Below are 12,782 nucleotides of genomic sequence, written 5' to 3'. Positions count from 1 at the left end.
CCCCGCGATGGCCACGCCGTTCCGCCCGCCGCGCGCCCGGCGCAGGACGCAGGATCCGCACGACGCCGAACGCGACGCGCGCTACGAGAACCCGTTCGCGCCGCCCGACGAGGGCGAATCCGCCGATACCGGCCGCCCCCGCTCGCTATTCGGCGAAATCCTCGACTGGATGCTCGCGCCGCTGCTGCTGCTGTGGCCGATGAGCATCGCCGTCACCTATCTGGTGGCGAAAACCATCGCCGACGGCCCGTTCGACCGCGCGCTCGAAACCGACGCCTACGTGCTCGCGCGGCAGATCACGCCCGTCAACGGCGTGGCCGAGCTGGTGCTGCCCAAGGCCACGCTCGACCTGCTGCGCACGGACAACGTCGACAGCGTCTATTTCCAGGTGCTCGGCACGCGCGGCGAGCTGGTGGCCGGCGAAGCCGACCTGCCGCTGCCGCGCGACGACGACCGCCCGCCGCCCGGCCTCGTGCTGTTCCGCAACGATCTGCTGCGCGGCAACGACGTGCGCGTGGCCTACACCACCGTCGCGCTGCCCGGCGCGAGCGGCGCGCAGCCGGTGCTGGTACAGGTGGGCGAGACGCTCGACAAGCGCAACGCGCTCGCCAACGACATCATCAAGGGCGTGATCCTGCCGCAGTTCGTGATCCTGCCGCTGGCGATCGTGCTGGTGTGGTTCGGGCTGTCGCGCGGCCTCGCGCCGCTGACCTCGCTGCAGGCCAACATCCGCAACCGCCGCCCCGACGATCTCTCGCCCGTCGACGCGCAACGCGCGCCGCCCGAGATCGAGCCGCTCGTCACCTCGTTCAACGATCTGCTCGGCCGGCTCGAACAGAACATCGCGCTGCAGAAGCGCTTCATCGCCGACGCCGCCCATCAGATGAAGACGCCGCTGGCCGGGCTGCGCACCCAGGCCGAGTTCGCGCTGCGCCACGACGTGTCGGCCGAGGTCGGGCGCTCGCTCGAACAGATCGCCGCCAGCTCCGAGCAGGCCGCGCGGCTGGTCACGCAACTGCTGGCGCTGGCGCGCGCCGAGAACCGCGCGAGCGGACTGACGTTCGAGCCGGTCGATCTGCAGGCGCTCGCGCGCGTGACCGTGCGCGACTGGGTGCAGGCCGCGTTCGCGAAGCGCATGGATCTCGGCTACGAAGGGCCGGACGATACGCCGGACGACGCCGGCCACGGCGAGCCGCTCGGCGAACCGCATGCCCGGCGCGCGCCCGCCACCCCGGCGGCGCGCATCGACGGCAACCCCGTGATGCTGCGCGAGATGCTCGGCAACCTGATCGACAACGCGATCCGCTACACGCCGGAAGGCGGCCGGATCACCGTGCGCGTCGCCGTCGATCCGGCCGCGTCGCTGGCCGGCGACGACGCCCATCACCGCCCCGCCACCGGCGTCGTGCATATCGAGGTGGAGGACACCGGCCCCGGCATTCCCGCGCACGAACGCGGCCGCGTGCTCGAGCGCTTCTACCGGATCCTCGGCCGCGACGGCGAGGGCAGCGGGCTGGGCCTCGCGATCGTGCGCGAGATCGTCACGCAGCACGGCGGCGAGATCGCGATCGACGATCATGTCTATCAGGTCGCCCCGCGCCTGGCCGGCACGCTGGTGCGCGTCAGCTTCGCGCTGCGCCAGGCGGCCCCGGAATAACCCTGAGCCGCACGGCACCGCCGCGGGCCATTCAGCGAGATGCGCGGACATCGAATCGCGATAACCGACATTGCGCGCAAAATCGCCGCACTCGCGCTCAACCCTCCCGACAAACCCTGATCGGCTTTCCAGTCAGAACACCGTAAGTTTGCCCGCCAATAATCGTCGCAAGTTCGTCAGGATGGCGAACTGACACCGATATCAAGAACTGGAGACGACTCATGGCGACAGTAGGCGGGCACATCGCGCATTCGCCGATGACGAGCGACGAGAAACGCGTGATCTTCGCGTCCTCGCTCGGCACCGTGTTCGAGTGGTACGACTTTTATCTGGCCGGCTCGCTCGCGGCCTATATCAGCAAGAGCTTCTTCTCGGGCGTCAATCCGACCGCAGCGTTCATCTTCACGCTGCTCGGTTTCGCCGCCGGTTTCGCGGTGCGTCCGTTCGGCGCGATCGTGTTCGGGCGGCTCGGCGACATGGTCGGCCGCAAGTACACGTTCCTCGTCACGATCGTGATCATGGGCGTGTCGACGTTCGTGGTGGGCTTCCTGCCCGGCTACGCGACGATCGGCATCGCCGCGCCGGTGATCTTCATCGCGATGCGGCTGCTGCAGGGCCTCGCGCTCGGCGGCGAATACGGTGGCGCGGCCACCTACGTGGCCGAACACGCGCCGTCGAACCGGCGCGGCTTCTACACGGCCTGGATCCAGACCACCGCCACGCTCGGCCTGTTCCTGTCGCTGCTCGTGATCGTCGGCGTGCGCGCCGCGGTGGGCGAGGAAACCTTCGGCGCCTGGGGCTGGCGCGTGCCGTTCGTCGCGTCGATCCTGTTGCTGGCCGTGTCGGTGTGGATCCGCATGCAGTTGAACGAATCGCCGGTGTTCCTGCGCATCAAGGCCGAAGGCAAGACCTCGAAGGCGCCGCTCACGGAAGCGTTCGGCCAGTGGAAGAACCTGAAGATCGTGATCCTCGCGCTGGTCGGGCTGACCGCCGGCCAGGCCGTGGTCTGGTACACGGGGCAGTTCTATGCGCTGTTCTTCCTGACGCAGACGCTGAAGGTCGACGGCACCACCGCCAACATCCTGATCGCCGCCGCGCTGCTGATCGGCACGCCGTTCTTCCTGTTCTTCGGCTCGCTGTCGGACCGGATCGGCCGCAAGCCGATCATCCTGGCCGGCTGCCTGATCGCGGCGCTGACCTACTTCCCGCTGTTCAAGGCGCTGACGCACTACGCGAACCCGGCGATGGAAGCCGCCACGCAGAAGGCGCCGATCACGGTGATCGCCAACCCCGACGAGTGCTCGTTCCAGTTCAACCCGGTCGGCACGGCGAAATTCACGTCCTCGTGCGACATCGCCAAGGCGGCGCTCGCCAAGGCCGGCCTGAACTACGAGAACGTGGCGGCGCCGGCCGGCACGCTCGCGCAGATCAAGGTGGGCGACACGGCGGTGGACACCTACGACGGCAAGGCCGGCGACGCCAAGGCCAAGGGCAGCGCGTTCGACAAGACGCTGGCGGCCACGCTGAAGGGCGCGGGTTACCCGGCCAAGGCCGATCCGTCGCAGATCAACTGGCCGATGTCGATCGCGGTGCTGACGATCCTCGTGATCTTCGTGACGATGGTGTACGGGCCGATCGCGGCAATGCTGGTGGAGATGTTCCCGACGCGCATCCGCTACACCTCGATGTCGCTGCCGTATCACATCGGCAACGGCTGGTTCGGCGGCTTCCTGCCGGCCACCGCGTTCGCGATCGTGGCGGCGAAGGGCAACATCTATTCGGGGCTCTGGTATCCGATCGTGATCGCACTTGTCACGTTCGTGATCGGCTTGCTGTTCGTCAAGGAGACGAAGGGCTCGAATATCTACGCGCAGGACTGAATCCAGAGACGATTCGGGCGGCGGAGGTCGTGGCAGGCAGGGGCGGTTCGAGGCTCGATGAAAATTTTCCTCGAAAGGTATTGACAGGCTTCGGGCCCTTCTGCATAATCTATCTTCTGTTGGCGAATTAGCTCAGTCGGTTAGAGCGACGGAATCATAATCCGCAGGTCCGGGGTTCGAATCCCTGATTCGCCACCATATTCAAAAGCCCGCAACGCGAAAGCGTTGCGGGCTTTTCCTTTTGCGCAGTCGGGCCAGCCAGGGCGGCAAATGCAGCCGCCACAGCACCCGGCGGCGGCTACGCCTCCGCCCCGCTCCGCTCCAGCCGGTATCCGAAGTTGTACACCGTCGAGATCACGACGCCGTTCTTCGGCCTCAGCCCCAGGTTCGTCCGCAGCTTGCTCACATAGGTCGCGAGCGTCGCGTCGTACTTGCGATCGACCGCGCCCCAGATCCGCTTGCTCATCACGTCCTTCGACACGATCCGCCCGACGTTCTCGAACAGCAGCGTCGCCAGGTCGAATTCGCGTTGCGACAGTTCCACCGGCCGATCGCCCACCGACACGGTGCGCGCACCCACATCCAGCACGACCCGGCCGAGGCTGATCACCTTCGGCGCCTGCCGTTCGGGGTAATACTTGCGCACCTGCGCACCGAGCCGCGCCAGCAGCTCGCGCTCGCGCAACGGCTTGACGAGGTAATCGTCGGCGCCGCTGTTCAGCCCGAACACGATATCGTTCTCGCCGTCGTGCTGCGTCATCATGATGACCGGATGCGCATCCGCGAACGTCTCGCGCAGCCAGCGCATCACCTCGATGCCGGATTTGCCGGGCACGTCCCAGTCGAGCAGCAGCACATCGACCCGCTGCGACTGAACGGCCTCGATGAAGCTGTCGCCGTCATGACGCACGAGCGTCTCGTAGCCCGCCTTTTCCAGCCAGCCGGCAACCGTGTTCGCCTGCGCGACGACGTCCTCGAGTATTCCGACGATCATGATTCATCCGTGGTTGATTGTGCGATCGGCGCGGCGAAGCCGCCGGGCCGTGGACCACCGCGCGTTTCCGCGACCGGACATTATTCATCAAATCCTCAGCATCCCTACCTTCCTCAACAAAGTCTCAATACGCGCCATCCGCTCCGCCCCCATCGAAAGACTGTCAACGCGATCCGCCGCCAACGCATCAAACGAAGCCGACTTGCGATAAGAGCATCTCGAATCGGATAAATCGCAAGCCGGAAAACGTCATTCCCTCATGGCGGATCGCGTCACGCCTGATCTATGATCGGCAGGCCCTCTGCGCTGCGCGACGCGCCCCGCGCGCGTCGCGCAGCGGGGCATGCCGGATCACCCGATCGCCTCCATCCCACCGTCTTCCACCATGCCCCGATGGCTCACGCATCTCCGCAACGCCGCGCCGATCAGGCACTGGCGCAGCAGCCTGCTCGCCGCGAGCATGCTGGTGCTTGCCGCACTCGCGGCCACGCCGACAGCGGAATCGATATTCGCGCCGATCGACCGGCTGCTTGACGACCTGGTCGCGAAGCGAACGCGCGACCGCCTCCACCGCGAAATCGCGGTCGTCGCGGTCGACCAGCGCACGCTGGCCGAACTCGGCCCCGGCCCGAGCTTCTCGCGCACGGTGCATGCGCAATTGCTCGACCGGCTGTCGTCGGCCTCGGCGGTGGTGGTCGATTTCATGCTGTCGGACAGCCGGCCCGACGACGCGGTGCTTGCGCGGGCGATGCGCAAGCAGGGCCGCGTGGTGTTGCCGACCCTGGCGGCTTCGGACATGCGTCACGGGCCGGGCAGCCAGCTACCGCCCGCACCCGCGCTCGCCAGCGCCGCCGCCGCCACCGGGCCGCGCAGCTTCGTGATCGGCGCGGATCACCAGGTGTACGGCATCGTGCCGTTCATCCCGGACGGCCCGCACGGCGAGCCCCGCACGCACGTGGTGCTCGAGGCGCTGCGCGTCGCCGGCCTGCCGCCCGCGGTCGGCGATCTGCATCCGTATCTGCAGGATCATGTCTCGACCATGGGCCGGATCGTGCCGGACAGCCTCGCGCTCGCGTTCCCGCCGCGCTTCGATCTCGATCAGTACTCGTACGTGGATGTCCTGAAAGGGCGCGTAAGCCCGTCCGAACTCGCAGGCAGGATCGTCTTCGTCGGCGACATCACGGCGGATATGTCGGGCGACTTCAATCTGTCGTCGATGAGCAGGCCGTTGCGGCGCGTGCAGATCGACGCGCTGGTGGCGGAAGCCCTGCTCGACGGCCAGGTGCTCAAGCGCACGCCGCAGGCCGTGCAGCTCGTCATCTGTCTCGCAACGGCGCTGGGCATGCTGGCGATCTGCCTGTTCGTGCCGAGCTGGCGCATGTACGGCTGCGCACTGGCATGGATCGCGCTCTACGTCGGCATCACGACGCTGCTGCTGCTCTATCGGCACTACTGGGTTCCGATCGGGCCGACGGTGCAGGTTTGTGCGATCATTTTCGCGGTGTACGGCTGGCGGCGCGTAAACCGCATCCGCGGCTTCCTGCTCGGCGAATTCCATTCGCTGAGCGAACGTTCCGCGGGCTCGCCGCTGGTCGGGCAACCCGCCGCCGGCACGCCCACCATCCAGCACGCGATCCGCCAGATCCGCGCGTGGCAGACCACCTACGTCGACGTGATCCAGAGCCTGCCCTACCCCGTTTTCCTCGAACGCGACGGCCGGCTGATCCTGCGCAACGAACGCGGCACGACGATGCTGGCGGCGCTCGATCCTCGGCCCGACGGCGCCGCGCGCGACGCCGCCATCCTCGCGCTGGCGCGCGACGAAATCGTGCAGGCCCACGCAACGGGCAAGATCCGCTCCGTCGAAATGACGCTCGAGCAGCGTCACCACCTGATGATGGTCACGCCGTTCGACGACGCGGCGGGCACCGCAAGCATGATCTGTTTCGTCGACGTGCACGCGCTGAAGGAAGCCGTGACAAGCGATCGGCAGACGCTGCGCCACATGGCGCACGACCTGCGCAATCCGCTCTCGTCGATCCTCGCGCTCGTCGAGGCGCACGGTCACGCGGCTTCGGCGGCCGATCCCGCGTTCCTGGCGGATCTGCAGCGGCTGGTGAACTACAGCCTGCGGGTGTCGCAGGATTTCATGCAGCTTTCGCGCGCCGAGCACCTCGACCCGAAAGCGGGTGCGCCGCTGTCGCTGAACGATCTGGCGGCGGAAGCGGTCGATCAGGTTTGGCACGCCGCAACCGCGAAACGCATGGTGCTGAACGGGCCGCATCACGACGGGCCGGACGTGTTCGTGCTCGGCAATTCGGACATGCTGCTGCGCGCGCTGGTGAACCTCCTCGACAACGCGATCAAGTATTCCGCGCCGGGCACGTCGGTGGACGTCTGGATCGACGCGGACAACGACAACGCGGCGGTACGCATCGAGGATCACGGCGTCGGCATCGAGCACACCGCACTGCAGCGTCTGTTCGAACCGTTCTTCCAGGTCGGCAACGACGCGAAGGACGCGAGCCAGGGCGTGGGGCTCGGGCTGCCGTTCGTGAAGGCCGTGATCGAACGGCACGGCGGCACGATCGACGTGCAATCCACGCCCGGCGCCGGCAGCCGGTTCACGGTCCGGCTGAAACGCATCGCGATCGATATCGCCGAAGAATGACCGGGCGCGGCGCATGAACGTGCGGCATCGCTCATCCGAGCGTGCCGACGATGCTGACCTCCTTCCCCTCCGGCACCTCGTTGTACGACAGCACCGCGAGCCCCGGCGCAAACAAGCGCGCATAACGCACCAGAATCGGCCGCAGGCGCGGAATCGCCAGCAGCACCGGCGTCGCGCCCGCCTGCTTCAGCCGATCGCGCACGCCCGGCATCGCCGTCTGCAATTGCGTGAGCACGTTCGGATCCACGGCGAAATCGTCGAGCGCCAGCCGGCCGCCCGCCTGTTCCGCACGGGCCAGCGAGCCGAGCAGCAGCCCCTCCAGCTCGCCCGTCAGGCTGAAGCCGCGAATCTCGGCCTGCGCGCCGGTCAGGTCCGCCACGATCTGGCGGCGCAGCGCGCAGCGCACCTCCGCCGCGAGCAGGATCGGATCCTTCGTGCTCTCCGCCGCCTCGACGAGCGTCGCGGCGATCGTCTCGATGTCCTTCAGCGACACGCTCTCCGCCAGCAGCAGGCGAAACACGCGGCGCAACTGCCCGTGCGTGAGGCTCTTGCCGAGCGCATCGCTCACCACGGGCGCAATCGCCGACAGCCGCTCCAGCAGCGCGGTCACGTTGTCGAAGCTGAACAGCTCGGGCAGCGCATCGCGCACCACCTTCGCGACGTGGGTCGCGACGACGGTCGCGCCGTCGACGACCTGATAGCCCAGGCCGAGCGCGTGCGCCTTCTGCGTGGGCTCGATCCAGGTGACGAGCATGTCGTAAGCGGGATCGACGCCCGGAATGCCGTCGAGTTCGCCGTAGACAGCCGGCGACGGAATGGCCATCAACCGATCCGCGTGGATCTGCGCGCGTGCCACGGCGGTGCCGTTCACCACGATCGCGTATTGGGACGGCTGCAAGCCGAGATCGTCGCGCGTGCCGATCGGCGGCACCAGGAAGCCGAGCGCCTCGGACAGGCTGCGCCGCGTGCCGCGGATCCGCTTCACGAGCGGCGCCCCGCGGCTCTCGTCGACCATCTCGACGAGCTTGTAGCCGAGCGACACCGACAGCGGCTCCACATACGGCAGGCTGCGCCAGTCGAGCGACTCCGACGGCGGCGCGAGCAGCGCGGCCCCCACCGATTCGTTCGCCTCGCGGATCTGCTCGGCCGCGGCGGCCGACGGCCGCTTCGCCATCCGCCAACCGGCAAAACCGAGGATCGCCGCGAACAACAGGAACGTGAAGGTCGGCATGCCGGGGATCAACGCGAGCATCGCCATCAGCCCGGCGGCGCTGTACAGCACCACCGGCGACGCGAGCAACTGCTGCGCGACCTGCTCCTGGAAATCGCGGGCATCGCTGATCCGCGTGACGATCACCGCCGCCGCGGCCGACAGCAGCAGTCCGGGAATCTGCGCGACAAGGCCGTCGCCGATCGTCAGCAATCCGTATTGACGCAGCGCATCGGCCATCGACAGGTCATGCATCATCACGCCGATCGCAAGGCCGCCGATCAGGTTGATCGCCAGTACGAGAATGCCGGCGATCGCGTCGCCGCGCACGAACTTCGATGCGCCGTCCATCGCGCCGTAGAAATCGGCTTCCGATGCGACATCGCGGCGGCGCACCTGCGCCTGCTCCTGCGTGATCACGCCGGCGTTCAGGTCTGCATCGATCGCCATCTGCTTGCCCGGCAGCGCATCGAGCGTGAAGCGCGCGGACACTTCCGAGATCCGCTCGGCGCCCTTCGTGACCACCACGAAGTTGATGATCATCAGGATCACGAACACCACCAGCCCGACCACGAAATTGCCGCCGATCACCACGTTGCCGAACGCCTCGACCACCTGCCCGGCCGCGTGCGTGCCGGTGTGCCCGCGGAGCAGCACGACGCGCGTGGAGGCGACGTTCAGCGTGAGGCGCATCAGCGTGGCGGCGAGGATCACGGTGGGAAACGCCGAGAAATCGAGCGGCCGCTTGACCGTGACGGCCACCATGATCACGACGATCGACAGCACGATGTTGAACGTGAACAGCATGTCCAGCACCACCGGCGGCAGCGGCAGGATGATCATCACGAGCAGCACCAGCAGCGCCAGCGGCGCGGCCACTCGCAGCCGTTTCAGGTTCGCGCGCAGCCGCGCGGGGGAAGTCGTCACGATGGAATCTCCGTCAGAGGCTCGGGAATGTCGAGGCCGGCCGGCAGCGCGGGCCGCGATGCGCGTGCGCCGCGGCGGAACGCCTGGATCTGCAATACGTAGGTCAGCACCTGCGCAACGGCGCGATACAGCGCCGCCGGAATCTGCTGGTTGACCTGGCTGGTGTGATAGATCGCGCGGGCGAGCGGCGGCAGCGCCAGCACCTCGATCCCCGCCTGGTTGGCGATCTCGCGGATGAACAGCGCCGCCTCGTCCACGCCTTTCGCGACGACGAACGGCGCCTGCGCGCGCGCTTCGTCGTACTTCAGCGCGACCGCGTAGTGCGTCGGGTTGACGATCACCACGTCGGCGCCGGGCACCGTCTTGCGAATGCCCTGCCGCGCCATTTGGCGCTGCAACTGACGGATGCGGCTCTTCACCTCGGGCTTGCCATCCGTCTGCTTGATCTCGTCCTTGATGTCGCGCTTGCTCATGCGCTGGCCGCGCAGGAACAGCATGCGCTGCAGCGGCGCGTCGATCAGCGCGAAAGCGGCCAGCACCGCGCACAACGTGAGCGTCGAATCGACGAACATCGTGGCGCCGTTCGACAGCAGGTCGGCGAGCGGCGCGGCCCGCAGGTGCACGAAGCGATCGAGATTCGCGCGGCATACGAGCACGAGCGCAGCGATCAGCGCGGCGGCCTTCACGAGCGTCGTGGCGACCTGCACGTAATGGCGGCCGGACACGAGCCGCTTCAGATTGGCCGCCGGGCTCAGCCGGCTCGCCTTCGGCATCACGTTCTTCGCGCTGAGCATCCAGCCGCCGGGAAACAGCGAGCCGAGCACGATGCAGACCGGCACCGCCGCCAGCGGCGCGAGCATCTTGCCGATCAGCAGCAACGTGGCGGGGAACAGCATCGAGGCCGCATCGGGCAGCGCGTCGGGGCCCGACAGATCGGCCATCGACAGCGCGAACAGCCCGCGCAGATCGCCTACCCAGCCCGGCAGCAGCGCGATCATCAGCTTCATCGATACGAGCACGCCGATCGCCGTCGCGAGATCGCGCGAGCGCACCGCCTGCCCCTGCTGCCTCGCTTTCCGAAGCTTGCGCGGGGTGGCCTTCTCGGTCTTGTCGCCGGTGCCCGGCTGCGCGCTCATCGCGCGGCTCCGGCGGCCGGCGCGAGCCGGTCGACCAGATCGAGCGCGTGGGCGATCATCCGGCCGTAGTGATCGGGCAGCGACGGCATCAGCAACGTGACGAGCAGCAGCCCGAACATCGTCGTGACCGAGAAGCCGAGCGAGAACAGATTCAGCGACGGCGCCGCGCGATTGAGCAACCCGAGCCCGACCTGTACGACGAGCGTCGCGAACACCACCGGCAACGCCAGCGCCAGCGCGGCGGAGAACATCCAGCCGATGGCGAACACGAGTTGCATGAGCGCGTCCGTATCGAACGCGAACGCCCCCACCGGCCAGGCGGCGAAGCTGCGCGCGAGCACCTGCACGAGCACCAGATGCCCGTCCATGGAAAAGAACAACAGCATGAACACGATCATCATCACGCTCGACAGCACGTCCGATGCATGGCCGCTCACCGGATCGTTGATCGCGGCCATCGACAGCCCCATCTGCGACGACAGCAGCGTGCCGAACATCAGCATCGCCGCGAGCACGAGATGCAGCACGAAGCCGAGCAGGCCGCCGATCAGGATCTGTTCGGCGACGATGCCGATGCCGGAAAACGAAAACGGATCGACCGCCGGCATCGGCGGCAGCGCGGGCTGCACGACCAACGCGAGCAGCAGCGCGGCGAGCGCGCGGGCGCGCATCGGCACCATCGCCTCGCCCAGCACCGGCGCGGTCGCGAACGCCGCGAAGATCCGGCAGAACGGCCAGAGCAGCGCGACGCCGAACGGCAGCAGCCTCTCGAGGACGATCTCCATCTCAGCCCGCGAGCTGCGCCGCGCGCTGGAAAATCGCCACCGTGTAATGCATCACGCGATCCGCCACCCACGGGCCGGCCAGCGCGAGCGCGATCAGCGTGACGACGAGACGCGGCAGGAAGCTCATGGTCTGCTCGTTGATCTGCGTCGCGGCCTGGAACAGCGCGACGAGAATGCCGGTGATCAACCCCGGCACGATCAGCACGAGCAGCACCACGAGCACGAGCCGCAGCGCATCGGCGGCCAGATCCGCCGCGATGTCGGGCGTCAGCATCAGACGCTCCTCACGCTGGTGATCAACGTCGTCACGGTCAGCGACCAGCCGTCGACCAGCACGAACAGCAGCAGCTTCAGCGGCAGCGAGATCACGAGCGGCGACAGCATCATCATCCCCATCGCCATCAGCACCGACGCGACGATGATGTCGATCACGAGGAACGGGATGAACAGCATCGCGCCGATCTGGAAAGCCGTCTTGAGCTCGCTCAGCATGAACGCGGACAGCTTCACGACGAACGGCTGCTGCTCGGCCTTCGCGACGCTGGCGGAGCCCGAGAGCGTCGCCATCTGCGCGAGCGACGCCTTGCTCGTCTGCGCGAGCATGAAGCGCGACAGCGGCCGTTCGGCCGCGTGCAGCGCCTGCTGCAACGACATGCGATCCTGGTCGTACGGCACGAATGCATCCTTCCAGATCGCCTCGCCGACAGGGCGCATCGTCAGCATCGTCAGCACCAGTGCGACGCCCGTCACGATCCGTGCGGGCAGGCCCTGCTGTAACCCGAGCGCCTGCCGCAGCAGCGACAGCACGATCACGTAGCGCAGGAAGCTCGTCATCGTCATCAGCAGCGCCGGCAGCAGGCCGAGCAGCGTCATCAGCACGAGGATCTGCGTCTTCACCGTGAACGGCTGGCCATTGGCGGCGCCGCTCACGAGCGTCAGCGCATCCGCCCAGGCAGGCGGCGCGAGCGCGAACAACGCGAGCGCGACGCAGGCCGCGCGCGAGCGCTGCCGCCAGCCGCCGCGGAATCGCGCGTCGTTCATCGCACGAGCGCCGTCAGATCGTCGAGCGCGACGATCCGCAGGCCATAGTGCTCGCCGGACACGACAACCTCGGCGGTGCCGATCGCCTCGCCGTTGACCTTCATCACGAGCGGCTCGCCGGCCAGCCGGTCGAGCTCGACGACCGAGCCGGCGCCGAGCGCGGCGAGTTCGGACAACGGCAGCGTCGCGCCGCCGACCTCCAGCGTCAAGCGCACGGAGATCTTGCGCAGCAGGCCGGACGACGCGCGGCGCGGCGCAAGCCCGGGCGCGGCGTCGACCGACGCGCCGCCAAGGGGCTCGCCGAAATCGGCCAGCATCGCATCGACATCGAGTTCAGGGTTCGTGTTCATCGATTACTCCACTTCTTCAAATGCGGTGAGACAGAGCGTGCCGCCGTGCTCCGCGACGACGGCCCGGTACAGGCACACGCCTTCCACCAGCACGTCGGCGGTGTCGGGCAGACGCACCGGCATCACGTCGG

At 67.8% G+C, this 12,782-nt stretch carries 10 protein-coding genes and 1 tRNA gene; 4 read left to right on the top strand and 7 right to left on the bottom strand.

Annotation, left to right across the window (positions count from 1 at the left end):
* Window positions 1-7: 7 nt before the first annotated feature.
* The 3 genes from G3N92_RS22865 to G3N92_RS22855 all read left to right on the top strand — a co-directional run bounded on the left by G3N92_RS22865 (window position 8) and on the right by G3N92_RS22855 (window position 3,735).
* Entirely contained in the window at window positions 8-1,657 is a 1,650-nt protein-coding gene (locus tag G3N92_RS22865) for a sensor histidine kinase (RefSeq protein WP_206129859.1), read from the top strand.
* 221 nt (window positions 1,658-1,878) lie between these two features.
* Complete coding sequence (locus G3N92_RS22860; RefSeq protein ID WP_206129857.1) at window positions 1,879-3,537, top strand: MFS transporter; 1,659 nt, start codon at window positions 1,879-1,881, stop codon at window positions 3,535-3,537.
* Window positions 3,538-3,658: 121 nt separating this feature from the next.
* Window positions 3,659-3,735: transfer RNA gene (locus G3N92_RS22855), tRNA-Met, on the top strand.
* Between the two features lie 100 nt (window positions 3,736-3,835).
* Here the strand turns inward: G3N92_RS22855 and G3N92_RS22850 are convergent.
* Window positions 3,836-4,531: a response regulator transcription factor gene (locus G3N92_RS22850; RefSeq protein ID WP_206129856.1), complete on the bottom strand. Its 696-nt coding sequence runs from the start codon at window positions 4,529-4,531 to the stop codon at window positions 3,836-3,838.
* A 385-nt stretch (window positions 4,532-4,916) separates the two neighbouring features.
* On the opposite strand from G3N92_RS22850, the gene G3N92_RS22845 reads away from it, so the two are divergent.
* Window positions 4,917-7,202, top strand: a complete 2,286-nt coding sequence (locus G3N92_RS22845; RefSeq protein ID WP_206129855.1) for an ATP-binding protein — start codon at window positions 4,917-4,919, stop codon at window positions 7,200-7,202.
* A 31-nt stretch (window positions 7,203-7,233) separates the two neighbouring features.
* Here the strand turns inward: G3N92_RS22845 and G3N92_RS22840 are convergent, their stop codons facing one another.
* The 6 genes from G3N92_RS22840 to G3N92_RS22815 are packed head-to-tail and all read right to left on the bottom strand — an operon-like array spanning window position 7,234 to window position 12,651.
* Entirely contained in the window at window positions 7,234-9,339 is a 2,106-nt protein-coding gene (locus G3N92_RS22840) for a flagellar biosynthesis protein FlhA (RefSeq protein ID WP_339385796.1), read from the bottom strand.
* A complete protein-coding gene (locus tag G3N92_RS22835; protein WP_206129854.1) occupies window positions 9,336-10,475 on the bottom strand; it encodes a flagellar type III secretion system protein FlhB in 1,140 nt (379 codons plus the stop codon). The genes G3N92_RS22840 and G3N92_RS22835 overlap by 4 nt, the downstream gene beginning before the upstream one ends.
* Entirely contained in the window at window positions 10,472-11,260 is a 789-nt protein-coding gene (gene fliR, locus G3N92_RS22830; RefSeq protein ID WP_206129853.1) for a flagellar biosynthetic protein FliR, read from the bottom strand. Before fliR ends, G3N92_RS22835 begins: the two co-directional genes overlap by 4 nt.
* A gap of 1 nt (window position 11,261) precedes the next feature.
* The gene (locus G3N92_RS22825) at window positions 11,262-11,534 is read right to left on the bottom strand and encodes a flagellar biosynthetic protein FliQ (RefSeq protein ID WP_206129852.1); all 273 of its coding nucleotides are present in this window, start codon (window positions 11,532-11,534) and stop codon (window positions 11,262-11,264) included.
* A complete protein-coding gene (fliP, locus tag G3N92_RS22820) occupies window positions 11,534-12,301 on the bottom strand; it encodes a flagellar type III secretion system pore protein FliP (RefSeq protein WP_206129851.1) in 768 nt (255 codons plus the stop codon). Before fliP ends, G3N92_RS22825 begins: the two co-directional genes overlap by 1 nt.
* A complete protein-coding gene (locus G3N92_RS22815) occupies window positions 12,298-12,651 on the bottom strand; it encodes a FliM/FliN family flagellar motor switch protein (protein ID WP_206129850.1) in 354 nt (117 codons plus the stop codon). Before G3N92_RS22815 ends, fliP begins: the two co-directional genes overlap by 4 nt.
* Between the last annotated feature and the right edge of the window lie 131 nt (window positions 12,652-12,782).

It is taken from the genome of Burkholderia sp. Ac-20379 (assembly GCF_017104645.1).
In the GTDB taxonomy this organism is placed as follows: domain Bacteria; phylum Pseudomonadota; class Gammaproteobacteria; order Burkholderiales; family Burkholderiaceae; genus Burkholderia.
The sequence above is the reverse complement of the archived record's forward strand: the minus strand, read 5'-3'. Positions and strand labels throughout refer to the sequence as shown.

What these genes read in the sequence shown, in the direction of transcription:
- G3N92_RS22865 (WP_206129859.1), top strand. Translation starts at nt 8, where the DNA reads ATGGCCACGCCGTTCCGCCCGCCGCGCGCCCGGCGCAGGACGCAGGAT.
- G3N92_RS22860 (WP_206129857.1), top strand. Translation starts at nt 1,879, where the DNA reads ATGGCGACAGTAGGCGGGCACATCGCGCATTCGCCGATGACGAGCGAC.
- G3N92_RS22850 (WP_206129856.1), bottom strand. Translation starts at nt 4,531, where the DNA reads ATGATCGTCGGAATACTCGAGGACGTCGTCGCGCAGGCGAACACGGTT.
- G3N92_RS22845 (WP_206129855.1), top strand. Translation starts at nt 4,917, where the DNA reads ATGCCCCGATGGCTCACGCATCTCCGCAACGCCGCGCCGATCAGGCAC.
- G3N92_RS22835 (WP_206129854.1), bottom strand. Translation starts at nt 10,475, where the DNA reads ATGAGCGCGCAGCCGGGCACCGGCGACAAGACCGAGAAGGCCACCCCG.
- fliR (WP_206129853.1), bottom strand. Translation starts at nt 11,260, where the DNA reads ATGGAGATCGTCCTCGAGAGGCTGCTGCCGTTCGGCGTCGCGCTGCTC.
- G3N92_RS22825 (WP_206129852.1), bottom strand. Translation starts at nt 11,534, where the DNA reads ATGCTGACGCCCGACATCGCGGCGGATCTGGCCGCCGATGCGCTGCGG.
- fliP (WP_206129851.1), bottom strand. Translation starts at nt 12,301, where the DNA reads ATGAACGACGCGCGATTCCGCGGCGGCTGGCGGCAGCGCTCGCGCGCG.
- G3N92_RS22815 (WP_206129850.1), bottom strand. Translation starts at nt 12,651, where the DNA reads ATGAACACGAACCCTGAACTCGATGTCGATGCGATGCTGGCCGATTTC.